This window comes from Puniceibacterium antarcticum, from assembly GCF_002760615.1.
Lineage (GTDB): Bacteria > Pseudomonadota > Alphaproteobacteria > Rhodobacterales > Rhodobacteraceae > Puniceibacterium > Puniceibacterium antarcticum.
The window spans coordinates 1-26,263 of record NZ_AWWI01000106.1 but is presented as its reverse complement, the minus strand read 5'-3'; the positions used below and the strand labels follow the sequence as shown (position 1 = coordinate 26,263).

Annotated in this window: 29 protein-coding genes and 1 pseudogene; 21 read left to right on the top strand and 9 right to left on the bottom strand. The window is 59.8% G+C overall.

From position 1 onward, the window contains the following. Positions 1 to 3: 3 nt before the first annotated feature. Positions 4 to 1,452: a YfcC family protein gene (locus tag P775_RS14970; RefSeq protein ID WP_037275431.1), complete on the bottom strand. Its 1,449-nt coding sequence runs from the start codon at positions 1,450 to 1,452 to the stop codon at positions 4 to 6. Positions 1,453 to 1,468: 16 nt separating this feature from the next. Continuing rightward, complete coding sequence (locus P775_RS14965; RefSeq protein ID WP_008282905.1) at positions 1,469 to 3,835, bottom strand: heavy metal translocating P-type ATPase; 2,367 nt, start codon at positions 3,833 to 3,835, stop codon at positions 1,469 to 1,471. Positions 3,836 to 4,154: 319 nt separating this feature from the next. Here P775_RS14965 and P775_RS14960 point away from each other — a divergent pair, with 319 nt between their 5' ends. Next, positions 4,155 to 4,880, top strand: a complete 726-nt coding sequence (locus tag P775_RS14960; protein ID WP_237183598.1) for a DUF6629 family protein — start codon at positions 4,155 to 4,157, stop codon at positions 4,878 to 4,880. 46 nt (positions 4,881 to 4,926) lie between these two features. Here the strand turns inward: P775_RS14960 and P775_RS14955 are convergent, their stop codons facing one another. The 5 genes from P775_RS14955 to P775_RS14935 form a co-directional block, all read right to left on the bottom strand. Continuing rightward, the gene (locus P775_RS14955) at positions 4,927 to 5,490 is read right to left on the bottom strand and encodes an RNA polymerase sigma factor (RefSeq protein ID WP_099911741.1); all 564 of its coding nucleotides are present in this window, start codon (positions 5,488 to 5,490) and stop codon (positions 4,927 to 4,929) included. Positions 5,491 to 5,521: 31 nt separating this feature from the next. After that, a complete protein-coding gene (lgt, locus tag P775_RS14950; protein ID WP_037275436.1) occupies positions 5,522 to 6,445 on the bottom strand; it encodes a prolipoprotein diacylglyceryl transferase in 924 nt (307 codons plus the stop codon). Positions 6,446 to 6,541: 96 nt separating this feature from the next. After that, positions 6,542 to 7,228 (bottom strand): TVP38/TMEM64 family protein, encoded by a 687-nt coding sequence (locus tag P775_RS14945; protein ID WP_099911740.1) that lies wholly within the window; start codon positions 7,226 to 7,228, stop codon positions 6,542 to 6,544. Between the two features lie 38 nt (positions 7,229 to 7,266). Beyond that, on the bottom strand, positions 7,267 to 7,653 hold the full coding sequence (locus tag P775_RS14940; RefSeq protein ID WP_037275483.1) for a DUF302 domain-containing protein: 387 nt from the start codon (positions 7,651 to 7,653) through the stop codon (positions 7,267 to 7,269). A gap of 145 nt (positions 7,654 to 7,798) precedes the next feature. Then, complete coding sequence (locus tag P775_RS14935) at positions 7,799 to 8,386, bottom strand: EF-hand domain-containing protein (protein ID WP_245875707.1); 588 nt, start codon at positions 8,384 to 8,386, stop codon at positions 7,799 to 7,801. Positions 8,387 to 8,557: 171 nt separating this feature from the next. Between P775_RS14935 and P775_RS14930 the strand changes: the two genes are divergently transcribed. From P775_RS14930 to P775_RS14880, 11 genes and pseudogenes are all read left to right on the top strand, one after another. Beyond that, a complete protein-coding gene (locus P775_RS14930; protein WP_099911739.1) occupies positions 8,558 to 9,280 on the top strand; it encodes a response regulator in 723 nt (240 codons plus the stop codon). Then, complete coding sequence (locus P775_RS14925; protein ID WP_099911738.1) at positions 9,280 to 10,686, top strand: ATP-binding protein; 1,407 nt, start codon at positions 9,280 to 9,282, stop codon at positions 10,684 to 10,686. Before P775_RS14930 ends, P775_RS14925 begins: the two co-directional genes overlap by 1 nt. Positions 10,687 to 11,542: 856 nt before the next feature. Next, positions 11,543 to 12,130, top strand: a complete 588-nt coding sequence (locus tag P775_RS14915) for a L,D-transpeptidase (protein ID WP_425439914.1) — start codon at positions 11,543 to 11,545, stop codon at positions 12,128 to 12,130. A 771-nt stretch (positions 12,131 to 12,901) separates the two neighbouring features. Next, complete coding sequence (locus P775_RS14910; protein ID WP_099911737.1) at positions 12,902 to 13,480, top strand: L,D-transpeptidase; 579 nt, start codon at positions 12,902 to 12,904, stop codon at positions 13,478 to 13,480. Positions 13,481 to 13,512: 32 nt separating this feature from the next. Continuing rightward, positions 13,513 to 13,971 carry a c-type cytochrome gene (locus P775_RS14905; RefSeq protein ID WP_099911736.1) on the top strand — a complete coding sequence of 153 codons (459 nt, stop codon included), beginning with the start codon at positions 13,513 to 13,515 and terminating at the stop codon, positions 13,969 to 13,971. 397 nt (positions 13,972 to 14,368) lie between these two features. Next, positions 14,369 to 14,932: a c-type cytochrome gene (locus P775_RS14895; RefSeq protein ID WP_099911734.1), complete on the top strand. Its 564-nt coding sequence runs from the start codon at positions 14,369 to 14,371 to the stop codon at positions 14,930 to 14,932. Between the two features lies 1 nt (position 14,933). Further along, positions 14,934 to 15,878: a c-type cytochrome gene (locus tag P775_RS14890; protein WP_099911733.1), complete on the top strand. Its 945-nt coding sequence runs from the start codon at positions 14,934 to 14,936 to the stop codon at positions 15,876 to 15,878. Positions 15,879 to 16,102: 224 nt separating this feature from the next. Further along, on the top strand, positions 16,103 to 16,309 hold the full coding sequence (locus P775_RS29590) for a multicopper oxidase domain-containing protein (protein WP_342749655.1): 207 nt from the start codon (positions 16,103 to 16,105) through the stop codon (positions 16,307 to 16,309). A 98-nt stretch (positions 16,310 to 16,407) separates the two neighbouring features. Beyond that, a pseudogene (locus P775_RS29585) lies at positions 16,408 to 16,683 on the top strand (cupredoxin domain-containing protein); the annotation flags it as partial. A 108-nt stretch (positions 16,684 to 16,791) separates the two neighbouring features. Next, the gene (locus P775_RS29580) at positions 16,792 to 17,316 is read left to right on the top strand and encodes a multicopper oxidase domain-containing protein (protein WP_342749656.1); all 525 of its coding nucleotides are present in this window, start codon (positions 16,792 to 16,794) and stop codon (positions 17,314 to 17,316) included. Next, positions 17,316 to 17,792, top strand: coding sequence for a c-type cytochrome (locus P775_RS14880; RefSeq protein WP_099911732.1), 477 nt, complete (start codon positions 17,316 to 17,318; stop codon positions 17,790 to 17,792). The genes P775_RS29580 and P775_RS14880 overlap by 1 nt, the downstream gene beginning before the upstream one ends. A 159-nt stretch (positions 17,793 to 17,951) precedes the next feature. Here P775_RS14880 and P775_RS29905 read toward each other — a convergent pair whose 3' ends face one another. Next, positions 17,952 to 18,095, bottom strand: coding sequence for an integrase core domain-containing protein (locus P775_RS29905; RefSeq protein WP_099911755.1), 144 nt, complete (start codon positions 18,093 to 18,095; stop codon positions 17,952 to 17,954). A 42-nt stretch (positions 18,096 to 18,137) separates the two neighbouring features. Continuing rightward, the gene (locus P775_RS14870; RefSeq protein WP_099911731.1) at positions 18,138 to 18,344 is read right to left on the bottom strand and encodes a heavy-metal-associated domain-containing protein; all 207 of its coding nucleotides are present in this window, start codon (positions 18,342 to 18,344) and stop codon (positions 18,138 to 18,140) included. A gap of 139 nt (positions 18,345 to 18,483) precedes the next feature. Between P775_RS14870 and P775_RS14865 the strand changes: the two genes are divergently transcribed. From P775_RS14865 to P775_RS14825, 9 genes are all read left to right on the top strand, one after another. Next, positions 18,484 to 21,003, top strand: coding sequence for a heavy metal translocating P-type ATPase (locus tag P775_RS14865; RefSeq protein WP_099911730.1), 2,520 nt, complete (start codon positions 18,484 to 18,486; stop codon positions 21,001 to 21,003). 13 nt (positions 21,004 to 21,016) lie between these two features. Further along, positions 21,017 to 21,418, top strand: a complete 402-nt coding sequence (gene cueR / locus P775_RS14860) for a Cu(I)-responsive transcriptional regulator (RefSeq protein ID WP_099911729.1) — start codon at positions 21,017 to 21,019, stop codon at positions 21,416 to 21,418. A 110-nt stretch (positions 21,419 to 21,528) separates the two neighbouring features. Next, positions 21,529 to 21,867 carry an ion channel gene (locus tag P775_RS14855; protein ID WP_245875706.1) on the top strand — a complete coding sequence of 113 codons (339 nt, stop codon included), beginning with the start codon at positions 21,529 to 21,531 and terminating at the stop codon, positions 21,865 to 21,867. A gap of 95 nt (positions 21,868 to 21,962) precedes the next feature. Further along, positions 21,963 to 22,439 carry a DUF305 domain-containing protein gene (locus tag P775_RS14850; RefSeq protein WP_099911727.1) on the top strand — a complete coding sequence of 159 codons (477 nt, stop codon included), beginning with the start codon at positions 21,963 to 21,965 and terminating at the stop codon, positions 22,437 to 22,439. Between the two features lie 10 nt (positions 22,440 to 22,449). Further along, positions 22,450 to 23,208, top strand: coding sequence for a MauE/DoxX family redox-associated membrane protein (locus P775_RS14845; protein ID WP_099911726.1), 759 nt, complete (start codon positions 22,450 to 22,452; stop codon positions 23,206 to 23,208). 47 nt (positions 23,209 to 23,255) lie between these two features. Beyond that, positions 23,256 to 23,705 (top strand): hypothetical protein, encoded by a 450-nt coding sequence (locus P775_RS14840; protein ID WP_143520919.1) that lies wholly within the window; start codon positions 23,256 to 23,258, stop codon positions 23,703 to 23,705. Positions 23,706 to 23,780: 75 nt separating this feature from the next. Then, positions 23,781 to 24,002, top strand: coding sequence for a hypothetical protein (locus P775_RS14835; protein WP_099911724.1), 222 nt, complete (start codon positions 23,781 to 23,783; stop codon positions 24,000 to 24,002). Next, on the top strand, positions 24,002 to 25,465 hold the full coding sequence (locus tag P775_RS14830) for a TolC family protein (RefSeq protein ID WP_099911723.1): 1,464 nt from the start codon (positions 24,002 to 24,004) through the stop codon (positions 25,463 to 25,465). The genes P775_RS14835 and P775_RS14830 overlap by 1 nt, the downstream gene beginning before the upstream one ends. Positions 25,466 to 25,476: 11 nt before the next feature. After that, positions 25,477 to 26,263, top strand: a 787-nt coding sequence (locus P775_RS14825; protein ID WP_180287450.1) for a multicopper oxidase domain-containing protein, incomplete at its 3' end; no start/stop codon positions are given.

Sequence of the window (26,263 nt, the reverse complement as noted above, 5' to 3'; positions counted from 1 at the left end):
TAATCAGAGAATGGCGGCCAGGCTGATCCCGGCCGAGATGAAGACGACGAGGATCAGCAGCAGGGGCCAGACGAAGACGACCCAGCGGTCGAACGACACGCGCCCGATGGCCAGACCGCCGATCACAACCGCAGAGGTGGGCGTGATCAGATTCACGAGCCCGCTCGCCGATTGATAGGCCGTCACCACGAGGTCACGGCCGACCCCCGCGAAATCCCCCAACGGGGCAAGGATCGGCATCGACAGGACGGCCAGGCCGGACGACGACGGCACGAGAAAGCTCATCCCGATCTCGATCCAAAGCATCAGGTTGATGAACGCGACTTCCGGCAGGCCGCCGAGGGTATCGGCGGCACTATTCAGGATCGTGTCGGCAATCAGGCCCTGCTCCATGATCACCACGATGCCGCGCGCCAGACCGATCACCAGCGCAACTCCCAGAAGATCCTTCGCTCCGTCGACAAAGGACGACGTTAGCTTCTTCTCCCCCATGCGGGCGACCAGCCCGACGACGATGGCCATGCCGAAGAACAGCGCGCCCATCCGAGCCATCCACCATCCCTGGCTCGAGACACCCCAAATCATTACCGCAAAGGTCGTAAAAAACAGGATCAGGACCAGCTTCTGAGTTCCGCTCAGCTTCGGCTCCTCGAACGTTGCATCCGTCTCGTTCAGAAAAAACTGCCGGTCGCTGTCGCGTTGCGCAGCGACGACGGACCGGGCCGGGTCGGCCTTAACCTTCGAGGCATAGCGCATGACGTAGGCCACGCAGATCGCGAGGCCGCCCAACAGAAGGACCAGCCGCAGCGCAATACCATCCGTGAACGGGATGCCTGCCGCGTTAGACGCGATCACCGTGGCGAAGGGGTTGATTGTCGATCCCAGCGTGCCGATCCCGGCACCGATCAGGATGATCGCCACGCCGGTCACGGAATCGTAGCCCGCCGCGATCACCACCGGGATCAGAAGCGCGTAAAAGGCCAGCGTTTCCTCGGCCATGCCATAGGTCGTGCCGCCCAGGGCAAAGAGCGACATCAGGATCGGGATCATCCAGATCTCGCGCCCCTTCAGCCGCACCATCGCCGTCTGGATGCCGGTGTCGATGGCATTCGTGGCATTCACCACGCCCAGAAAGCCGCCCAAAAGCAGTACGAACAGCGCCACGTCGATGGCATTTGCGGCATAGCTGTCGGGATCATAAAACCCCGCCACCGGTGCCAGCATGACGTCGATGACCCCCTGTGGATTGGGCTCGACCGTTTGATACGTACCCGGCACGGCGATCTCGCGCCCGACCTCTTCGTTCATGGCGCGGTCATATTGGCCCGCAGGGATAATCCAGGTCAGCGCCGCGACAACGATGATCAGGCCGAACAGGATGGAATACGCGGTGGGAAACCGCGCCGCCATGCCCTTCCCGTCCGGTGTCTTGGTCGATGATGTGTCAGACATCTCAAGTCCCCCTTATTCAATGTGATTTCTGCGAGTGTCCGGCGTGAAGCGGCACCTGGCCTGCCTGCGCATCGCCCTGACCGCCGCCGCTGGCGGACCCACTCTTGCCCGCACCAATACCTTCCAGCCGCGTTCGTTTCAGCAGCAGCGCGTTGACCGCCACCAGCGCGGAGCTGCCCGACATGGCAAGTGCTGCCACGGCGGGGCTGATGATCAACGGATAAAACACCCCTGCCGCCATCGGAAAGGCGACCACGTTGTAAGCCACGGCCCAGAACAGGTTCTGGTGCATCTTGCGCAAGGTGGCGCGCGACAACTCGATGGCCCCCACGACATCGTAGGGATCGCTTTTCATCAGCACGACATCGGCGCTTTCCATCGCCACGTCGGTGCCCGCACCGATGGCAAATCCGACATCGGCCTGGGTCAACGCGGGTGCGTCGTTGACACCGTCACCGACCATGCCGACCTTCTTACCCTGGGCCTGAAGCTCTTTGACCTTCTCGGCCTTTTGGCCCGGAAGAACATCTGCCAGCACAATGTCGATGCCCAGCTCGCCCGCGATCCGCCTTGCGGTACCTTCGTTGTCGCCGGTCAGCATCGCCACCTCGACGCCGCGTGCGCGCAGCTTGGCCACGGTGGCCTTGGCGCTCGGACGCGGCGCATCAGCGATGGCGATCAGGCCCAGCATCCGTCCGCCCTGCGCCACATGCACAACCGTGCGGCCCTCGCCCTTCAGGCGCTCGGCCTCCGCCGTCAGGGTGCCGACGTCGATACCCTCCTCGTCCATCAGGCGCCGATTGCCGACCAGCACGGTCTTGCCTGCGACTTCGGCGCGCGCGCCGCGGCCTTCGAGGTTGAGAAACTCGGCCATCTGCGGGACGTCGAGGTCCGCCGCGCGTTCGACAATGGCGAGCGCCAGCGGGTGGTCCGAGCCGCGATCGACGGCCGCCGCAGCCCGCAGCGCGTCATCCTCCGCGCCGCCTTCGGCGGCAACGACCTCGACCACGCGCGGTTCGCCCATGGTCAACGTGCCGGTCTTGTCGAAGACGATCACGTCAAGCTTGGTCGCGTCTTCCAGCGCACCGGCATTCTTGAACAGGATACCGTGCTGCGCCCCTAACCCTGTGCCCACCATCACCGCCATCGGCGTAGCAAGCCCAAGCGCGTCCGGGCAGGCGATGACGAAGACGGTGATCGTCAGCGTCAGCGCGAACAAAAGCGGAGAGCCGATCCACCAGAACCAGACCGCGAAGGTTGCAAGTCCGATCACGACGGCGATCAGCACCAGCCATTGTGAGGCTTTGTCGGCCAGAAGCTGGGCGGGTGCCTTGGAGTTCTGCGCCTCCTGCACCAGCTTGACGATCTGCGCCAGCGCGGTGTCGGCCCCGACCTTGGTGGCGCGGTACCGGAAACTGCCGCTCTTGTTGATGGTGGCGCCGATCACGGTGTCGCCGACGGCCTTGTTGACCGGCATGGATTCGCCTGTCAGCATGGATTCGTCGACCAGCGACGCGCCTTCGACAACCTCGCCATCCACCGGGATCTTGTTGCCGGGCCGGATCAGCACGATCTCGCCCTCAAGTACTTCGGAGGTAGGCACCTCAACGTCTTGCCCATCGCGGATAACGGTCGCCATCGGCGGTGCAAGATCGAGCAGTGCGCGGATTGCAGCGGACGCCCCGGCCCGCGCGCGCATCTCCAGCCAGTGACCCAACAGGATGAACACCAGCAGCACCGCCACCGCCTCGTAGAATTGCACGCCCGGAAAGAAGAAGGTAGACCCGACGCTGAACACATAACCGGTGCCAACCGACAGCACGACCAGGACCGCCATGTTCAGGATGCCGTTGCGCAGGGCGCGCCAGGCGGCGACGAAGAACGGCCAGCTTGGCCAGATAATCGCGGCACTACCCAGGAAGAACAGCCACAGATCCAGTTCCAGCCCGAAGGGCGGCGCGGGTGGCGTGAACAGGCCACCCATCGGCGAATAAGTGAAGATCGGGATGGTGAACAGCAGCGCCACCCAGAAGCGGTTGCGCATGTCGCGGACCATGCTGGCCATGTCCATACCACCGCCGTGGCCCATCTCGTGCGCCATCGCGTCGTGGCCAGCCGGGGCCTCCGCGCCAGACATTTGATGGTCGGCGTGGCAGACATGGTTCGGAACCCGCTCCCCGGCGCAGTGGAATCCGCAGGCCTCAACCGTGTTGCGCAGCTCTTCCTCGCCCACTGCCGTCTCATCGTAGTGGACTGTCACGCTTGCCGATGCCGGGTTCGCTTCGGCGCTGTGCACGCCGCCGAGAGCTGACAAATGGCGTTCGACCGCGAGATGATCGAGTTCCTCGAACAGCCCGCGGACCTCAAGGGTCAATTTTTTCAATGTTGGCTCCTGTCGATTTTCCTTGCGATCGAGAACGACCGTTTAGGTAAATAGACGTTGCCGGTCTCCAAACCTTACAGTTCCATCCGAAAGGCATTGATTTGCATGAAAGCCACTGGCGATTCCTCAACTCGGCAATTCGAATACTTTGCCGACGGGGCGCGCCAAGTCTCCGCAGAGGCCTCGTGCTCAGGGAGGTAATCGCGACTGAGCTGCGCCCGCGACCGTCCCATCGCAATGGGTGGTCAGCGGCGCCGAGAGGACTCCCGTAATGAGCCGGTTGCTTTTCAACGCCCAGTTTGTGCCTTAGGTTTGCACTTTGGGCCGTCCCAAAAAAATATGTCGGAGAAAGAATTCCATGTGCTTGTCCGCGCAAGTCAGCTTTGCCGCCAGCGTTTTTCTTGTTGGCGGCGGCACGGCCATTTCAATTGTGGCGTGGCGGCGAAACAAACGGTATCTTCCGCTTGCCCTGATGCCGCTTTTTGCCGGACTGCAACAGTTTACCGAGGGTTTTGTCTGGGTCGGCATGAACGGAAACGATCCCCTGACGGTCTTATGGGGAGCTATGGGGTTCATTTTTTTCACCTGGTTCATGTGGCCGATCTGGGTGCCATACTCGGTCTACGTTCTGGAACCGGACGACAGCCCTCGGAAGCGGTTGTTCCGCCTCATGGCGTTGATCGGACTGGCCTTCGGTCTATTGCTTTACATCCCGCACGGGCTGAACAGCAGCATGGTCGTGGTCGAGATCAACAACCAGTCGCTGGCCTATGAAAAATCAATGTGGCTTGATTACATGATGCCACGCTGGCTGACCAATACGATCTATGTGACCCTTATCACCCTGCCGCCAGCGCTGTCGCATTACAAACATATGCGCCATTTCGCCCTGACGCTGGTGGCGGTGATCGTGATCGATATCGCCTTTCTCCAGTTTGCCTACATTTCGTTTTTCTGCCTGCTGGCGGGGCTCGCAACGCTGCATCTGGTGTACATCATTTTGACCAACAAATGCGCCCGTGAATGCCCTGAATTGTTCGCCTGATTCCGTCGCCTAGCTTTGCTTGTCGCAGTAGGGGATCGCTTCGGCGCTAGACTGGGCAGTAGCAATCATCGGGATCCTCCAGGCAGCAGGCTCCACAATGGTATTGGATCGCCTCGCGCAGAGCAGCGCGCGCCCTGTGCAGCCGAACGCCAAGGGCATTGCGGTTCAACCCCATATCGGCGGCCACGATTTTCCGATCCTCTTCACCGAAATCGATCCGCCGGATCAATTTGGCATCAACGGTACGAAGCTCGGTAAGCAGCCTGCTCGGACAAGTGCAGGGCCGCGCCATCTGCACCGGCGCATCGGCAACCAACTGATGTGGGTCTCGTGCGACAGCTACGGCCAAGCGGTTGCGCCGAGTGGCTTTGCGGAAATGATCGTTCATGGTGGACCGGAGGATCGCGTATAGCCATGCATCCATGCGTTCCACGTCGCGAAGCTGATCCTTGCGAGTCAGCACCCGAATGCAGAACTCTTGGAAAACGTCCTCGGAATCCGCGCGGTTGCCGAGCCGTTTCGCGAGGAAGCCAAGAAACGCTTTTCGGCCTTCGACCAGTGCGTTCTCGGTCGCTGTTCCACTATATTGTTCTTCCACATTGCTGTTCATTCGAGTTCCTCCTTTTATTGGCTCCACTTAATCACACGACGGTATTTGGCCTCTGGTCGGCCGCGCTTCCGAAGTGACTGAAGGAGTAAAAAATCAGAGCCAGTCCTGTCACGATCATCGGCGCGGAAAGCACTTGACCCATCGTCAGCCCCCATTCGCCGAAATGAAGCGCGTGACCGATCGGATTCTCGGCGGTCACGAACTGCATGTCCGGCTGCCGGAACAGTTCCACGAAGCTTCTGGCAAGGCCGTACCCAGTAAGGAAAACCCCGGTCAGAGCACCGGGGGCCTTCAGCCAGCCGCGCCGCCAGGCGAGATAGAGCAGGAGTGTTCCGAGCAGCAGCCCTTCCAGAAGCGCCTCGTATAGCTGCGAAGGGTGTCGGGCGCAGAGCCCGGTGATGCCGTCACAGACTTGCGCCGCCTCGCCCGGAAAGATTATCGCCCAAGGAACGTCCGTAGGCCGCCCCCAAAGCTCGTTGTTGGTGAAATTCGCCAGCCGTCCCAGAAACAGCCCCGGCGGAGTTGCCAGCGCAAGCAGGTCTGCGGTGCTGAGCAGGGATCTTTTCTGACGAAGACAGAATATCAGCGCCGCAATCCCTACACCCGCAAAACCGCCGTGGAACGACATGCCGCCCTGCCACACCTTGAGGATTTCCAGCGGGTTGGCCAGGTAATAGCCGGGCTGATAAAACAGCACGAAACCCAGGCGCCCACCCACGATCACGCCCAGTATGATCCATGTCAGAAGGTTCTCGATCTGCTCGCGATCAAGTGGCGGACCGGCCGGGGGCCAGAGTGCCGGGCGATTGACTGCGGCCAGACAGATGCGCCATCCGATGAGGATGCCGACGATATAGGCCAGCGCGTACCAACGCAGCGCGAATGTGAAACTGCCGATTTCGATCGAGAACAGATCGGTTCCGATGTCCGGAAATGGTATCGCTGCGGTCAACATTGAGGGAGTCCCTGTTCTTTGCTTTGGAACCGAAAACCGAAATGCCCCTGGCGCTCAATCCATGGTGCTCGTTTCAGAAGATGGTGTGCGTCACGATCAGTCATGGCGTAATCTACATCTTTGCCAGTCCCTGACGCCGATGAAGACGAGCGGGGTCAGGGTCAGAGCGCCCAGTCCGATTGCAGCCCAGGCAGCACGGGAGGTGTCTCCGCTGACGGCTTCGTTGCCGAAATGCGCGAGTACGAAACTGGCAGGAATAATTCCGGCTAACGTGGCCAGTCCGAAGCGCCAGAAATGCAGTCGGCTGAGCCCCGCTGCATAGCTGACAATATCGAACGAAACGAATGGTAACAGCCGACTGATAAAAACCGTGAATGTCAGCGCGTTCTGAGAGCCAAGCCAGCCAACATCGATCTTGTCGCCAAACCATTGCCGCAATACGTCCCGACCCAAAAACCGGGCGAGAACGAAGGCTGCAAGAGCGCCGAATTCGGCACCGAGAACGATGTAAACTGTTCCGACGGTGTGGCCGTAGGCCGCGCCTGCAGCCAGTGCGATGGGTGCACTTGGGATCGGCGTGGCCACGATCGCTATCGTCATCAGTCCGACGACTAAAATTGGCCCCCAGATACCTGCAGCCATGACCCAAGCAGAGATCCTGTCGCCGTTCAGGCGGGTCAGGGTGTCGGGCAGCGGTCCGAACGCAAGGACCAGCAAGGCCGCCGCGAATGCCAGCGCGATGGCGGTCTTGACGGTTGGTGTGAGCGTATTGTTACGGTTCATCTGCGCCTCATGTCAGGTCAAGGGCATCGAGAGAGACTTCAGGCCGCGTCCAAAGCGGCCCGGAGCAAATCGCGGACTTGATCGGCGACTTCGTGCAACTCGGCGTTCTCTACCGCTTGCATAGAGGCCACAGGGTCAATGGCGCTGATTTCGGTGCCTCCGTCCATCTGGCGCAGAATCACATTGCAGGGCAGCATCGCGCCGATGCGCGGCTCGATTTCGATGGCCTTGTGGGCCATGCCCGGATTGCAGGCACCAAGGATGCGATAGGGCGCCATCTCCACACCCAGCTTCTTTTTCATCGTCGCCTTCACGTCGATCTCGGTCAGTACGCCAAAGCCCTTTTCTGTCAATGCATCGCGGACGCGCATTTCAGCGTCGCCCAAGGCGACATCTTTCAAGACACGATCATAGGTATAGGCCAATTCGATTTTCTCCCTTTCGGATTTTCTGTGGTTGCTGCTCATTGCCTGGACTTGGCAAGTCCGGACGCGGTCTGGTGTTGCGTCCGGATGTTTTCGGATCAGACGTTTGGGGAAGCGGCGCCAGTCAGAGCTGGCGCCGAACCTCTCAATTGTCGTTCATCATGGTGCCGTCGCCCATGCCCTGGCCATTGCCGGGCTGACCCTGCGACTGCGCCATGTTCGACCGCATCATCTGCATCCGTTCCATCATTTCGGCAGGCGCCACCATCTCTTCCGCCGTCACCGCGCCGTCACCGTCGGCATCGAGGTGCTGGAATCGGTCCACCATCATCTCGCGGATCATCGCGCTGTGAAGCGTTTCGAACTCTGCAATCGAGAGGGAGCCGTCGCCATCGCCGTCATATTCGGCAAGCTTGGCCTGCAGCTGCGTGCGCATCTCTTCAGGAGTGACCTTGCCGTCGCCATCAGCGTCCAGCATCTTCGTCATGCCTCCGCCCATCGGGCCCATAACGCCCATCATGCCGCCGCCCATCATGTTGCCATGCATGCGCTGCATCATATCCATCATTCCGTCCATGCCCCCCATCATGCCGGGGCCACCGCTCTGCATCATGCCGGACCCGGGCTTCGCACCAGGTTGTCCGCCGTGTCCGTGATTGGAATCCGCGAAAGCTGCACCGCCAAGGACGGTTGCAGTCAGGGTCATTGCAGCTAATAGGGTATTGCGTTTCATTTAGGTCACCTCGTGCAAGTGTTTCGATATGGAACATATGGTAGCTGATTGTCGCGACGGAATGTCGGCAGCCCAGGCGTTTTGTATCAGCAGGTCACAAACGCGGCGCCTGTTACACTTTGTTACAAATCTCTTCGGGAACACACCCGACTTTCATCTAGAGGAAGCGTTATGAGCGAGCTGCCACACATTCTTGTCGTCGATGACCACCGTGAAATACGCGATGCTGTGACGCGTTATCTCAAGAAGAATGGGATGCGCGCGACCTCGGCGCGTGATGCGGTCGACATGGATGCGAAGCTCGCGAACGGGCAGTATGACCTTATCGTCCTCGACGTTATGATGCCGGGGGAAGACGGTCTGTCCGTGTGCCGCCGTTTATCTGCAACCGGAACTGTGCCGATCCTGATGCTGACCGCGCTCGGAGGGGAAACTGATCGTATTGTTGGCCTCGAAATCGGTGCAGATGACTATCTTTCGAAACCCTTCAACCCGCGTGAACTGGTCGCCCGCATCAAGGCCATCCTGCGCCGTTCGACGAAAGTCGAGCCCTTCGCGGGCAAACTATCGGGCCGACGCATCGCGTTTGCTGATTGGATACTGGATACGGATAGTCGGGTGCTATCGAACGCGGAAGGTGTGCAGATCGACCTGACTGGCTCAGAGTTCAAGCTGCTGACGATCCTGCTGGAACGCCCTCGCTTTGTACTGAGCCGCGATCAGCTGCTTGATCTCTCGGCCGGTCGAGCGCCGTCAGTCTTTGACCGGACCATAGACAACCAGATCAGTCGGCTCCGCCGTAAGATCGAGCTTGATCCGTCGCGCCCTCGCATCGTCACCACAGTGCGCGGCGGCGGCTATTGCCTTGCTGCCGATGTCCGCGAGTTGAGCTGATGCCACGCCTTGTCGACAGTCTTCGAGGGCAGTTGGTCCTGCTGATCATTGCGGCGCTCGCTGTCGCCCAGACGATCAGCCTGTGGCTGTTTGTCGATGAGCGGGGCCTAGCTGTGCGTGCGGCCCTGGGTTTCGAGGCGGCAGGTCGGGCCGCGAACGTCGCGCTGTTGCTCGAAGAGGCGCCAGTTTCGTTGCATCTGGCAATTCTTCGAGCAGCGAATTCTCCATTGGTCCGTTTTGATGTTTCTGAGCAATCCTTGGTGGACCACAACAGCCATGCCGATAGAGCTATCGAAGCACGTGTCCGCAGTCTCTTAGGTTTCGCCAGAGACCGTGAGATCCGCGTCGAGCTGCATGAGGTCGAGCATGGCATTCTGCCAATGCCACATCTTGTACCAGAGATGGCGGAAATGCATCTCGCGATGATGCGTGGCGAGCTATCCGCGATCGAAATGCAGCTGTCGATTGCGCTGAAGGACGGCCAATGGCTGAATGTCGGAACGCGGTTTGAACCGCCGCCATTGCAATGGCCCTGGATATCGATCGTCAGTTTTGGGATCACGGCAGCGATCATCCTAATCACGGCCTGCTGGTTTCTTCTGACCCGTCTGACTCGTCCGCTCCTGCGCATTTCACGTGCAACAGATACTCTTGGACGAGGGGAAGCCGTTGGTCCTTTGCCGCTCGTCGGCCCCAACGAGGTGCGCGGGCTCACGCAGGCATTCAATCAGATGCAGGAAAGGCTGACACGCTTCGTTACGGACAGGACACAAATACTCGCTGCGTTGGGCCATGATTTGCGTTCTCCTTTGACAGCCATGCGGGTGCGGGCCGAGATGGTGGACGAGGACGAAACACGCGAGAGTCTTGTCGCCTCAATCTCGGAAATGCAGAGGATGGTCGATGCAACGCTCGCCTTTGCACAGGGCATGGCCAGCGCCGAAGCCTACGAGACGGTGGATTTGGGCGCCTACCTGCAGCAGTTGCAGGCCGACATGATCGACGGATTCACGATGAATACGGCTAACAGCATAAACGTTCGCTTGCGGCCCCAATCTGTGCGCCGCGCGCTACGCAACATCATCGAGAACGCACAGCGCTATGGCGGAGGGGCCGAAGTCACTTTTGGGTATGACGCCGAACATGTCCAAATTCGCGTTGCAGACAACGGTCCTGGGATTCCCGAGGCCGAACTCGAACAGGTATTTGAGCCGTTTTTCCGGCTCGAAAAATCTCGCTCTCGCGAAACGGGCGGAACCGGCCTTGGCCTGTCGATCGCGCGAACAATCATCCGGGGCCATGGTGGAGATGTGGCGCTGTCGAACCGCGCCGAAGGCGGTCTCCTCGTGATCGTCACTTTACCGCTCGAAACGGTACCTGATCAGCAAGCATCTAGCATATCATGATAAAGTGGATGTCCGTCGCAATTCCGTCAGCACTTTTAGTGTTCGCCGGTGTCGCGCTCGCCAAGTCAGCGGATAGTTGGGGAGAGGGTTTCGATCATACGATCTAGGGACGTGGATACGGCATGTTCGGCCGTTTGATGATGCTGTAGTTTTGGTGGGCGATCATTGCATTGATCGTGTTTGCTGTTCGCGACTTTTCCGCGAAATCCGGCTCAGGCAGCACATCGGACGCGGCCGGAATTCTGCGCGAACACTATACTTAGGGCAAAATCGACGTAGAGGAGAACGAGCGCGCAAGGCGAAACTCGGATTGTGACACAGAGCAGGGCGTTCCAATGCCCACCGAATTGTGAGCCATCAACTATTGACCTTCCCGCATAGGAAGGCTGCACCCGTCCAGCATGACTGCTGAAGAATTAGGAAACCGCGATGATACCTGAGATCGGACAATTTGCCGTTGCCCTCGCGCTCGGCACTGGTTCAGATCGTGCTCCCCAAGTTCGGTGCCGCCCATGGCAATGCCCCTTGGATGCGTAGCACGCGGGTTTCATCCATCGCAAAGCTGGTTTTCATTGGTATCGCGTTCGCGGCGCTGATTAAGCTTTCGTGGTCAGCGATTTCACGGTGACGAACGTTGTCGAGAACTCGCATTTGCTCAAAGAGATGCTCTTCTGATGATCTGGATGGATGGTTACGCCTTCAAAACGACAATCGCGTGCTCGGCGAGAAGGAATGCGCCCGCGTTGCCCACGGGTTGGCTCGTGGACTCATCTCGGATTTGGCCTTGGATGACCCCAGACGGTAAGCGGTTCTCCAGAGAATGTCTGAACTGGAATAGCAAGTGAGGAAGTTTGGCGTGCATCGAAGGACTTTCATCGGCGGAACGTTTGGATTGGCCCTTTCGGCCGTCGGACATCAAGCAAAGGCACATCCGCCCAAGAAATTGCCGGATTACAACTTGCCCGTAGAGATGCTGCCGAGGGTCGTTCCCATCAGCGTGAGCTTTGCACCCTTCGAGATTCATGTTTTCCCGGGAGAGTTTGGTCTCTATTGGACCCTGCCAGGAAATATCGCGGTGCGCTATGTCGTCGGGATCGGACGACCAGGTCTCTATGAGGCTGGCGAGTTCTATGTCGGCGCAAAGAAGGAATGGCCGAGTTGGACACCTACGCCTGGCATGTTGCGCCGAGAGCCAGGAGTTTACTCCAGATGGAGAGACGGAATGCCCGGCGGCCTAAACAATCCATTGGGGTCACGCGCTCTTTACCTGTTTCAACCAGGCCGTGGCGATACTTTCTTGAGGATTCACGGCACCAATGACCCGTCCACTTTGGCACGCAGGGTGTCGAATGGTTGCGCCCGGATGGTCAACGATCAGATGATCGATCTCTACGACCGCGTCCCGATGGACACGCGTGTTGTTCTGTATCCCCCGACGGCGTAACCTGCGCCGTGGTGCCTTTCATACTCTCGCTGGCGCGCAGGAAGGGCTGTCAGAGGTTTCGGAACCCCTACTGATTCATAGCGACCCGGCCCGATGCGGCGTCCGACAGCGCGTCAAGCACGACCTCAGTGACAGTTCCGGCATGACGATCCCATCCGGGCCGTCAGGACCATCTACAACGTTGAATGGAATTCCGTAGCGCCCGAAGCTCTCCAGATAGCGCGAGATCGATTCTTCGGGACGCGTCCAATCCGCCTGCATGGCGACGATACCAGGCTGACGCAGTCGCGAAGCGACGGGCTCCCGGTCGAGAACCAGCGCCTAGTTCGCTTTGCAGGTCAGACACCAGTCGGCCGTTACGTCCTCAAAGACGACCAGTCCGATCAAGATATGACGCGCGATTTCGGACCGGTTGAATTTGGTCCAATCGGTTGCTGCGGCTGGCCGGAGTTCCCCGACTCCGACAGAAATCCGGCCAGTGCCAACGCGTCCACGGCCAGGACCGCAGCACCTGGAATTCTCGCCACATCCGGTATCCGGCAAAGCGACAGGAACGTCACTGCTTCGAGGCTGGCCGGTCCGACCCAGACGGTTACTTCTGTTGGTTCTGCACTGGTAACAGATTAGGGTACCGGCCTCCAGCATGGGAACGTCAACGTTACAAACCGATACAAAGATCACTGTTATGTCAGACAGGCTCGGCTTGACCCTCCAGTGCTGGAAGGTGGTTTGTATGCTCCAAACAGGCATGAAGACAGGAGCAAGTATAATATGGCAGAGCAGGCGCGCAGGCTGATTGATAGACGTCGTTTCATCTTGGCTGCGACAGGCGGTGCAACCGCGTTGGCCGCACCGTCGTTACTTTTGGCTCAGGAAGCGGCGTCGACACGTCGCAACGTATCGTCTTTCCGCACGCACGAATGGCGGGACCATTTCGACACTCTTGGCAATGGTATCATCATTTCAGATACGACAACAAAGGTGCTGCAGCACTGGACCGCAGATGGCGAGACGCGCATCTACCCGACTTCCGTTCCTCTGACTGATGAGTTGACGAGGCGAGGGTACACGGAAGTCGTCGAAAAACGAGAGAACCCAAGCTGGGCTCCAACACCTTCGATGCGTGAGCGGAACCCTGAATGGCCCCCGTTTGTCGCTGGTGGGGACCCCACCAATCCGCTGGGGACGCGCGCACTATATTTATCGTGGCAGTATTACCGCATCCACGGAACGCAGGATACACGAAAGATCGGGCGCAAATCGTCAAATGGATGTATCGGACTCTACAATGAACATATCGAGGAAGTCTTCGACAGAACGCCGGTGGGAACACAAGTCAAACTTATCTGAAGCCGACAGATTGTTGCGAAGGACCGTAGATAATGAATAAGATTCTTCTGGCCGTAGTGGCATTTTTGTTGGTCGGCGGCCTAGCGATCTATTGGAACGCGACCTCATCTGGGCAACAGTCCGCAGGTCATTCGATGGTGCCACCGGACACAAACGGTATCGCGCATGGGGCGCCCATCGTGGAGGTTTCACTACCGGCCGAATTGTCAACGAATGCGCAGATCGGGAAACGTGCCTTCGAGGCAAAATGTGCGGAATGTCACGGCGCCAACGCCGCAGGCCAAAATGGCGTTGCGCCGCCGCTTGTGCACAAAATCTATGAGCCTTCGCATCACTCTGACATGGCTTTCGTCTTGGCGGCGAAAAATGGGGTCAGATCGCATCACTGGAATTTTGGCAATATGCCTCCGGTAGACGGACTTACCGATGCTGATGTGAAGATGATCGCGGGCTATGTTCGCGAGCTCCAGGCAGAGAACGGCATTTTCTAGCATTATGCGTGGCGGACTTCATCTCTTCGCATTCCTGCGCGCAGTGTTTCTCTGTGCGCTTTTCGCGTTTAGCCTCGGGCTGCAGACTGCAGAAGCGCATATGGATGCTCGGATCGTTTCAGTTGAGACGATCGCGCTAAGCAACGACGATCATATAGAGATATACACCGTTATCGAAGGCGACTTGAGCCACTGCCACCCTGGCCTTGATTGCGCAGTTACCGCCATTGCAGTCGAAACGACGCCAGCGCCCCGTGGGATCAGCGTCCACGGCGAAAGACTGCAATGGCGGTAACATCCGGCTGAACGGATTCGACCTAGCTGAAGAGCCTCCACCTCCACGCCGCTTCGTCTGATCTGAATTGGGCACTCATACACAGAGATAAAGGAACTGAACATGAACACCAATAGAATTATTGCCATCGCAGCGGCCATCGGCATTGCATCGGCGGCCATTGCGCATACGGGCGCTACCGGGATCGTAAAAGAACGTATGGTCGCGATGTCGGCTATGGGGGATGCCATAAAGGCGGTCACGCCAATGATGAGCGGCGAAGCGGACTATGACGCCGCAGCTGTCCGCGAAGCCGCCGAGGCGATCGGCATGCATGCTGGCGAGTCGATGACAGAGCTCTTTCCCGAAGACAACGAGAATATGGCATCCTATGTCAAGGACGCCATCTGGGAGGACTGGGAGACCTTTGCCGAACTCGCTGAGCGGCTTCACACCTCTTCTGAGGGTCTCGCCCTTGCGGCCGGGAATGGATTGGCCGGGTCGCAGGACGGCATGACCGATGCCGGGGCAATGATGGGCGGCAGCGACATGATGGGCGGAGGGATGATGGCCGACGCCACGATGGGCCGGGAAGAGCTGGCAGAAATGTCGGCCGATGCGGTGTTCGCGATGGTCAGCGACACCTGTTCATCATGTCATACAAAGTTCCGTAAAGAAGCCAAGTGACATGGGGCGGGTTGTTATTGCAGGCACTGTGGGGCTGACCCTTTTGGGCGCCACCGCGGCCGCGATGCTGGCTGCGTGGCCGATAGGCCGCGAGGCAGGGAAGATTGAATTGGCGGGTGATTTGCAGCGCGGGGCCTATCTGGCGCGCGCCAGTGGCTGCATCGCATGTCACACGAATTTCGAGGACGGAGGCGCGCCGCTTGCAGGTGGCGCGCCTCTGAAAACTGATTTCGGTACTTTCTATCCGCCGAACATCACAACGGACCCTGAACACGGGATCGGTGGCTGGAACGTCGAACAGTTCGCGATGGCGATCAGGCAGGGTGTCGCACCCGATGGCACCCCCTACTACCCCGCCTTCACCTATCCCTTCTATGCGGACTTTTCAGATCAGGACGTCGCCGATCTCTGGACGGCTTTTCAGACGGTCGCGCCTGTGGCCGAATCCGCTCCTTCGCACGAAGTCGGATTTCCGTTCAATCTGCGTTGGGGATTGAAGCTCTGGCGCGCTGCCTACTTGAGCGACCCCCAAACCGAGCCGGTCGAGGGTAGAAGCGATGAGTGGAACCGGGGCCGCGAACTCGTACAGGGGGCCACACATTGCGGGGCTTGCCATACCGGTCGCAATCTGGCTGGCGGACGGATTGAAAATGCGGTCTTTGCGGGCAACGATGCGCTGCCTGGAGGGAATAAGGCTCCATCCATTCTTCCCGATGTTCTGGCGGAGCGTGGCTGGAGCGTCGCGAACCTGAGCTATGCCCTGCAAAGCGGTGTGACACCATCGGGCGATGTGTTCGGGGGAAGCATGGGAGAGGTCGTCCAGTATGGCACGCGGTTCCTGTCCAAGGCAGATTTGCGCGCGATGGCGGTCTATCTTCTGGATAGCGAGTTGCCGGAAGAAGAGGGGATGGTGGCCTTACCGGTGCCTCAGCCGAAATACGATTAACGAAGTGGGGCGCAAAGGCGCCCCACTCCATCCAAGGATACGACAAAGAGATGAAACGACGGGATTTCCTTTTGCGCAGCGCTACTGCGGCCGCAGCACTCGCATTGCCGAGTACAGCCCGCACAGAGACGTTGCAGTTTGTTGAACTCCAAGCGCGATCGGCTGCGATCCAGCTGGCGCCACCGTCCTATCAGATGACGGAAATCTGGGGCTAGGACGGCGTTATGCCCGGCCCGGAACTGCGGATCGCGCAGGGTGCACGGGTTCAACGAAAATTCCTGAACGAGATGCCGCAGGCAAGCGCTATCCACTGGCACGGAATCCGGATCGACAACGCGATGGACGGCGTTGCAGGGCTGACGCAAGCCGCCGTCGAACCGGGCGAGAGTTTCGATTACGACTTCGTTGCACCTGATGCCGGAACTTATTAATATCATGGCATAATAGGTCGGTTGAGCAGGTCGCCCGCGGGCTCTACGGTGCGCTGATCGTCGAGGAGGCTGAGGCTCCGGATGTAGATCGAGAGGACGTGCTGATCCTCGACGATTGGCTTCTCGATCCCGAGACAGCGCAGATCGATCCCGATTTCACGTCGCGCCACGATCGCAGTCATGCGGGCCGACGCGGCAATTTCATTGCGACGAATGGGCACTATGATTACTCTCTCGATGTGCGGCAGAATGAGCGCCTTCGTTTGCGCTTGATCAATGCCGCCAATGCGAGAATATTTGTCCTGTCGCTCGCAGGGATGGAAGGCTGGACCGTCGCGCTCGACGGGATGCCTTTGAGCAAGCCAGAGCCTTTCAATGACCCGCTCATCCTCGGGCCCGGTCAGCGCGCCGACGTGATCGTCGACGTGACCGCTAAGTTTGGGGAGATGGCGCATCTGATACGCATTGAGGATCAGGAAGGCATGTCGCAAGTGGCCTTTCCCGTCGGCGGTCAGGCCATGGCCGCGCGCCGCAGAGCCCCTGCTGCCCTGCCCAAAAATCTGAAGATGGAGCTGCCCGACCTTGAAAGTGCCGTTTACATGCGCCTGAACATGCAAGGTGGCGCGATGGGTACACTGGACGCCGCGATCCTGAACGGACAACGCAAGACGTTTCGCAAACTTGTCGAGGCGAACGAATTCTGGGCCTTCAATGATACTATCGGAATGACTGAGACGCCCCTTGCCAACGTGGCCGCCGGACAGGCAGTAAAGCTCGAAATCTACAACGACACGTCCTTTCCGCACGCGATGCACCTGCACGGAATGCATTTCTGCGAGATCGGCCAGAACGGTGCACTCGGGCCGCTCCGTGACACTCTTCTGATGTTCGGCGGTGAGACTCGGACAATCGGGTTCATCGCCGACAATCCGGGCGACTGGCTCTTTCACTGCCACATGCTCAGCCACGCGGCCTCTGGCATGATGACCTGGATGCGAGTAACGTAATGCGAAGATACTTGGCGCTATCGGTGATTTTACTGGGTGCGGCAGCGGCCGGTGGCTGGCTCATGAGCACGGTTGGCCCGCAGACTGTATCCATGCCGGAAGCTTTCGATGTCGCACAGGGTGAGGATCTCTACATAGAAAACTGCGCGGCCTGCCACGGCGCCAATCTGGAAGGACAGCCGGATTGGCGTTCTCCTGGACCCAATGGCGTCCTGCCTGCACCGCCGCATGACGAAACTGGTCATACCTGGCATCATCGTGATGGCGTGTTGTTTGACTATACCAAGCTGGGCGGCGATGCCACGCTCGCGCTCCAGGGCGTCGTCTTCCAAAGTGGCATGCCCGGGTTCGGCGATCAGCTGTCGGACGCCGAAATCTGGAACATCATCGCTTACATCAAATCAACTTGGCCCGAGCGTCAGCGCGCCGTTCAAGCTGAACGAAGTGCTGCACAGCGACAGCGGGAGGGAAACTGAAATGCGTCGTTCTCCAATTATCGCTATGGCGATTGGTCTTGCAATTGCCCCTTTGCGTCAATCGCCCAAGATTTGACTGACGAGCGGATTAAGGAGCTTGAAGTGGTCCCACTTATTCGGACAGTTTTGCGGCTTGGCTAAGATGTAATCTGGCTGGTTTCATGCCGCCTTTTGGGTTCGTTCCGTGTCGAAGAATGCATCGTCGGGTGATCGTTTGTCGAGAGCGGTATGTGGTCGCTCTTTGTTGTAGAACCCGATCCAGTCATTGATCGATGAGGCGCGCGAGGTAGCCGAATAGCACAGCCGTGCGGAATAGGCGTCGGTTAAGCCGACGCCGACCCAATCTCATGTCGCAGCGGGCGCTGCCACGTCGTATCCCGCGTCGCGGATCGCTTCGGTCACCGCCCGGGCGCTTAGAAAACTCTCGACCGACACCGCTCGTATGCCAAGATCGCAAGAAACGGTCGCAGTAGGATCGATTGCCTTGATCGCTTTTTCGATTGCTGCGGTGCAATGACCGCAGCTCATTTCCGGAACATTGAATCTGCTCATGTCCATCTCCTTAATTCCCACTCTTAGGTGGGTGCTTCCAGTACTGTAAGGTCAAGTGTGGAAAAAAACATTCCGAAAAGGTTGACCTTCCAGTTGATGGAAGCCCTAGTTGTTATTTTTATTGACAAAGGAGACACTCATGCCAGTCACACAAAACCTGCGGGTCTCTATCCAGAACATGTCCTGCGCATCCTGCGTCGGCCGGGTTGAACGCGCGCTCTCGGCGCTGCCCGGGATCGACGAGGTCAATGTGAATCTGGCGGCCGAAACCGCGCAGGTGCGGATCGACTCGGAGACCCGGATACCCGAGTTGATTGAGGCGCTGGATCGGACCGGCTATCCCGCCCGCACCCAGACAGTGCGCCTGAACGTCTCGTCCATGTCCTGCGCGTCCTGTGTCGGTCGTGTCGACAAGGCGCTGGCGACGGTACCCGGGGTTCTGGAGGTCAATGTCAATCTCGCCTCTGAGACTGCGACCGTGACCTATGTCGAGGGCGCGGTGGAGCTCTTCGATCTGCTAACAGCCGCCGAAGCGGCGGGCTACCCGGCTGAACCGGCGGACAGCGCTCTGCCCGATGAGCGCAGCGCCCGCAAGGAAGGCGAAGCGCGCGACCTAGCCCGGAGGACAGCCTTGGCGGCGCTGCTCGCGCTGCCGGTGTTCCTGCTCGAGATGGGGGCGCACCTGGTGCCGGGGATGCACGAGATGATCGGCCGCACCATCGGCCACCAGACAAGCTGGATAATCCAGTTCATACTGACGACCGTTGTGCTGTTCTGGCCCGGGCGCCATTTCTACGCCAGGGGCTTTCCCGCCTTACTGAAGGGTGCGCCCGACATGAACAGCCTCGTGGCTGTCGGCACCGGGGCGGCCTATCTCTATTCCATTACAGCCCTCTTTGCACCTTGGTTGCTGCCCGAAGCCGCCCGCGCAGTCTATTTCGAGGCAGCGGCGGTAATCGTCGTGCTGATCCTCTTGGGCCGCTGGATGGAAGCGCGCGCCAAGGGCCGCACCGGCGCCGCGATTCAGAAGCTTCTCGGCCTTCAGGCCCGAACCGCGCGGATTCTGGTGGACGGAGAGCCAAAGGATGTTGCTATAGAGAGCATACGCACAGGCGATATCCTCGTCGTGCGCCCCGGCGAGCGCATCGCGGTGGACGGCGAGGTGTCAGAGGGTACCGCGCATGTTGACGAAAGCATGATCACCGGGGAGCCGGTTCCCGCCGCGAAGGCAAAAGGCGATCCCGTGACCGGCGGCACCGTCAACGGTACCGGCAGCTTCCGGTTCCGCGCGACACGTGTTGGTGCCGACACGACGCTGGCGCAGATCATCCGCATGGTTGAACAGGCGCAAGGCGCCAAGCTGCCAATCCAGGGCCTGGTGGACCGGATCACGTTGTGGTTCGTTCCGGCGGTCATGGGACTGGCAGCAGTGACTGTTGTGGTCTGGCTGATTTTTGGCCCCTCCCCTGCCTTGTCCTACGCGTTGGTGGCGGGCGTGTCGGTGCTGATCATCGCCTGTCCCTGTGCAATGGGACTGGCCACGCCGACCTCTATCATGGTGGGCACCGGGCGCGCGGCCGAGATGGGCGTGCTTTTTCGCAAAGGCGACGCGCTGCAACTACTGACTTCGGTGGACGTCGTTGCGCTCGATAAGACTGGCACCGTGACACAAGGCCGCCCCGAACTGACCGACATGGTAATGGCGGACGGGTTCGACCGGGCCGAGGTCCTGGCGCTTGTCGCCGCGGTCGAAGCTCAGTCGGAGCACCCCATCGCCGAGGCCGTCGTGAGGTCAGCCAAGGCCGAGAACGCCGCGCGCCACGACGTTGAGAGCTTCGAGTCGATCACGGGCTACGGTGTCCGGGCCAGGGTTGCAGGGCGTGAGGTGCTTGTCGGTGCGGATCGCTTGATGTCTCGTGAAGGGCTGAGCATCGAGACGCTTGCCGAGGCGGAACGCCGCTTGGCCGAGCAAGGCCGTACGGCGCTGTTTGCGGCGGTGAATGGTCGAGTTGCGGCAGTTATTGGCGTGGCCGATCCGGTCAAGCCTGCCAGCGCCGCTGCCATCGACGCGCTGCACCGCCTCGGGCTGAAGGTCGCCATGATCACCGGCGACAAGCGCGAGACGGCCGAAGCCATCGCCCGCGAGACCGGTATCGACCACGTGATCGCGGGCGTTCTGCCCGATGGCAAGGTGGCCGCTCTGGACGAGCTTCGCCAAGGCGGCCGACGGATCGCCTTCGTGGGCGACGGCATCAACGACGCGCCCGCGCTGGCCCATGCCGATGTCGGCATCGCCATCGGCACCGGCACCGACGTCGCCATTGAATCGGCCGATGTGGTGCTGATGTCGGGCGATCTGCGCGGCGTGGTCAACGCATTTGAGGTGTCCAGCCGCACCATGCGCAACATCCGTCAGAACCTGTTCTGGGCCTTCGGTTACAACGTCGCGCTGATCCCGGTGGCCGCGGGCGCACTTTACCCCGCATTTGGCTTGTTGCTCTCGCCTGTCCTGGCTGCCGGAGCGATGGCGCTGAGTTCGATCTTCGTTCTGACCAACGCCCTGAGGCTGCGCCGGGTCCGACCCGCTATGGATGAAGCCAGGGCGGTCGGTCATGGAGAAGCGGCTTCGCTATCCTCTATCCCTGTCGCCGTTAAATAAGGAGAACTTGAACATGAACATTGGAGATGTCGCCGCCCTCTCAGGCCTGCCCGCCAAGACGATCCGCTATTACGAGGATATCGGGCTTGTGAAGCCGCTGCGCAGTTCGAACGGATATCGCACGTTCCGTGAAAGTGACGCGCATAAGCTCGCGTTTCTTGGCCGCTCCCGTGCACTCGGTTTCAGCATAGAAGACTGCCGCAATCTGCTTGCGCTCTATGAAGACGAGAAACGCGCCAGTGCTGAAGTCAAAGATATCGCCAAGCAACATCTTGAACGGATTGACCACAAGATCGCGGAAATGAAGCAAATGCGTGCGACGCTGGCACACTTGGTTCACGCTTGTGCTGGTGATCACCGCCCTGACTGTCCGATCCTCGCGGATTTGGCCACGAAACAGGGCGATGAAGATTAACTGAAGAATATAGGCTAGCGAGGTCTGCGGGGTTGACTTGGGCAATTATTCTTACGGTTCTGCTCTTCGGATTGAGCGGGCTTGTGCACGTCCGCGCAATGACCTTCGTAATGGACTCCACCAAGCGTTCTACGTTCACCCAGTCGAGCCGCCTTTTGTTTGCTCTCTATTGTTTGGGGACCGCGCACATAGTTGAAGCCGGGCTTTATGCGCTTGGGTTCAGTTTCGGCGAGATCATGGGTATCGGCGGTTTCGCACAAGAGAACGTAGATTCATTTATGGAGGTTTTCTACTTTTCCGTCGTAAATTACTCGTCCTTGGGACTTGGCGATATTTATCCAACAGGCCATTTGAGGTTTCTTGCTGGCATCGAGGCTCTGAATGGCTTTCTGCTCATCAGCTGCTCGGCTTCTACCATCTTTCTCGTGGCCACGAGAGGCAAGGAATAGAACCGCCATAACATCTCAAACCTCAGAAAACTTGGAACCCTCCTACGCTGGAATGACGTTCAGACAGCAGAGATTTGAAGAATGAGGAGCATTCCATGTCCTACACACGCTTTTTCCTGATGATCCTGACGTCCACCGTGGTGATGTTCGGTCTGATGTATCTGAACACCTACGCCCTGGATCACGTCTTTTTCAGCGAAACGCGCAGCTATATGGCGCTTTACATGGGCGCGGTGATGGCGGTCATCATGTTGGCCTTCATGCTGGGGATGTATACCAATCGCGCAGCCAACATTGCGATTTTTGCCGGCGGCATCGTCGTCTTTGCGCTGTCTTTGTTCCTTGTGCGAAGCCAAAGCACGATCGACGACACATCGTGGATGCGCGCGATGATCCCGCACCACTCCATCGCGATCCTGACGAGTGAACGCGCCAATATTTCCGACCCGCGGGTGCGCGCGCTCGCCGACGGCATCATCGAGGCGCAGAGGCTGGAGATCGCCGAGATGAAGGCGTTGATCGCCGACCTCGAAGGTGGACCGGCCGCAACCCCGGAAATCGACGGAAAGTAAGGAGACCTCCATGCCCCGCGACGACAGCAAGACGGCGCAACTCTACCGGATGGTGATGCCTGGCCACACCTGCCCCTATGGCCTCAAGTCCAAGGACTTGCTGGAGCGTGAAGGCTACACGGTCGAGGATCACCCGCTCGAGACTCGCGACGCTACCGATGCCTTTATGCAGAACCACGATGTGGAAACGACACCACAGACTTTCATCGGGGGTGAGCGGATCGGCGGTTACGATGATTTGCGCATCCATTTCGGCAAGGACAAGCCAAGGCCAGAGCAGTCAGATACCTCCTACCAGCCGGTGATCGCGATCTTTGCGGTCGCCTTCCTGATGGCTGTGGGGCTGTCCTGGGCCAGCTTCGGCTCGGTCCTGACTCTGCGGGCGTTCGAGTGGTTCATTTCGATCTCCATGTGTTTTCTCGCCGTGCAGAAACTCCAGGATATCGAGAGCTTTTCGACCATGTTCCTGAATTACGATCTGCTGGCGGTTCGCTGGGTGCCCTATGGCAAGGTCTATCCATTCGGCGAAGCGCTGGCCGGTATCCTGATGACCGCTGGCGCGCTGATCTGGATCGCCGCCCCCGTCGCCATCGTGATCGGCGCCATCGGCGCCATATCGGTGATCAAGGCGGTCTACATCGACAAACGCGAACTGAAATGCGCCTGCGTTGGCGGGTCGAGCAACGTGCCGCTGGGCTTCGTGTCGCTGACCGAAAACCTGATGATGCTGGGCATGGGGCTTTGGATGCTGGTGCGGACTCTGGCGTGAGAGTCACAGATCACGGGAAAGTTGGCAACCTTCCAGCGCAGGAGCGATTGACAGGATCGCGCTCTGCCGGCATTCATGGCGAGATGAAACAAAGACCCGCCCTTTTCAGAGTGTTGCAGGCGCTGTCGTGCCTGGCCTTTGCATTGGCCCTGGTGCTGTCACCGCCGTCGTCGGCGCATGCGCACGAGGCGATGCACGGGGTCTCTGCACAGGGAGTGTCGGCACACGAAACCGTTGCAGGCGCGGATATGCAGGCCGATGACGGACACGCTCATGATCACGCGCAGGCGCAGCATTGCGCTGCCTCGTCCGACGCGGCAGAGACTTCGGCCGGAGCGGGCCAGTGCTGTAACGGGATCTGTCTGAGCGTTGTTCTGGCCGACACGGTGCGTCTGCCGGTGTCGACAGAGACGTTCGCGCATCAACAGATATCGACGGTGCGTCTGATCGCATTCGATCCTGTCGGCGTGTTGCGCCCGCCCAAACACCTGATCTGATCGCGGCCCCCGTGCGGGGGTCTAGGGTCGCGCAGCCATGCCGCGCGGCCATAATGACAGACTCAAGGTAATCAGATGAAAACGACATATATTGCGGGGGTTTGCGCCCTCGGACTCGGGGCCTGTGCACAGGTGCCGACACCGCTTCCGGACGTCACGGCAGAACAGGCCGTGGCAAATTCCGCCGTCGCCTCGCCGATCTCCTATGCCGATCCGCTGGCAGGCTACAGCTACCGCGCGCCGACCGGGCCGCGCAACTGGCGTCAGGTCAATGATGAACAGGCGGAGGGCAATTGATGCGACACCTTCGCAAATCCCTCATCGTCGTGCTGCCGCTGGCGCTGTCGGCCTGTGCCACAGCTGTCCCCGGCATTTATACCGAGTCCAAGGCCGGGTTTGCCGCCGTGTCGGACCAGACGTCGGCAGCGATCGGCAAGCGCACTGTTTTTGCGCAGACGCAGGCTGACAACGACGCGATCAAACGCGAGGTGCAGGCCCTTGTGCACAAGAAAACGATTTCGGCGGACACCGCCGTGCAGGTCGCGCTGCTGAACAACAAAGGGCTTCAGGCGGCTTACGCCAATGTCGGCCTGTCAGCCGCCGAAGCGTGGCAGCAGGCGACACCACAGAACCCGGTGGTCTCCATAGGTGTGCTGGGTATCGGAGCGGCGGAACTCGGCGCCTACCGGGCCATCGAGGGGTTGATCCGCGCGAACGTGCTGGACGCCACTACGCGCCAGCAGCGCATGGCCCTTGCGGATGTGAACTTTCGCGCAGCACAGGCGGGCGCAGTCAGTGACACGCTGATGCTGGCCAACGATACCCGCACGGCCTGGGTCAATGCAGTCTCGGCGTTCGAGGCTGTCAGCTACCTCAGCCGCGCCAAGGCGACATCGGACGCCGGTTCGGAACTGGCGCGCAAATTGGGTGAGACCGGGGCGCTGAACCGCGCCGGGCAGGCCCGCGAACAGGCGTTCAACGCCGAACTCGCCGGCCAACTGGCACAGGCGCGTCTGAACGCCGCCCGCGCCAAGGAACAGCTGACCCGGCTCATGGGTTTGTGGGGCAGCGACCTCGATTATTTCGTCCCCGATGCTCTGCCCGCCCTGCCGCGTTCGGTCGGTCGGATCACCAGCCTCGAGGCCCGCGCGCTGAGCAACCGCGTCGATCTGCGTATTGCCAAGCTGGGCCTTGAGGCACAGGCGGCGGCCTTCGGTCTGACCGACAAGACGCGCATCGTCAGCGATCTCGAGATCGTCGGCGGGTTCGAGGCGGAACGCGAGGTCGGCGAAGACGGCGACATCGAAACCGCGACCACGCCGCAGGTGGAACTGGAGTTTGCCATCCCGATCTACGACACCGGCAAGGCCCGGATGCGCAAAGCGGAACTGAGCTATCTTCAGGCGGCCAACGTGCTGGCGGAAAAGGCCGTGACTGTCCGGTCGGAAGCCCGCAGCGCCGAAACCTCCTACCACGCCTCCTACAAGATCGCGCGGCACTACCGCGACGTGTTGGTGCCGTTACGCGCCACGGTCGAGGAAGAAGGTCTGCTGTCCTACAACGGCATGATCACCAATACCTTCGAGCTGCTGACCGATGTGCGCGAAAAGCTTAGCGCAGAGCTGGAAGCCGCCAACGCCAAACGTGACTTCTACCTCGCTCAGGCCGACCTGACCGCTGCCATCTACGGCGGCGGCGCAGGCGGTGCAGGCGGCGGTGAAGGCACTGCAATTGCCGCCGGTGGCGGCGCTGGACATTGAGGAGAACCGACATGCTGAACAGACGTCAAATGCTGGGTGCCGGTGCCGCAGGAGCGGCACTGGTCTCCACCCAAGCCTGGGGTCAGACGATGAACAGGGGCCTGCCCGAGGCGGCCGTGATGGACAGCGCCACAACGCTGGTCACACCGCGCCCCTCATCCGGGCCGGACTATACACCCGTCGTCACGCTCAACGGCTGGACCCTGCCGCACCGGATGAACAACGGCGTGAAGGAGTTCCACCTTGTTGCCGAACCGGTGGAGCGTGAGTTGGCCGACGGCATGATCGCGCATTTGTGGGGCTACAACGGCCAATCCACCGGCCCGACGATCGAAGCAGTCGAAGGCGACCGGGTGCGCATCTACGTCACCAATAGGCTGCCGGAAGGCACAACGGTGCACTGGCACGGGCTCATTCTTCCTTCAGGCATGGATGGGGTCTCCGGATTGAGCCATCCAAGCATCCCGCCGGGCAAAACCTTCGTCTACGAATTCGACTTGGTGAAGTCCGGAACGTTCATGTACCACCCCCACGGCGATGAAATGACCCAGATGGCGATGGGGATGATGGGCATGTTCGTGGTCCACCCCAAGGATCCCACATTCATGCCGGTGGATCGTGATTTCCTGATCATGCTGAATGCTTTCGACATCGATCCGGGTACCTATGTACCCCGCATCATGACGATGACGGATTTCAACCTTTGGACCTGGAACAGCCGGATCTTCCCCGACATTGATCCGCTGGTCGTGAACAAGGGCGACCGGGTGCGAGTACGGGTTGGGAACCTTACGATGA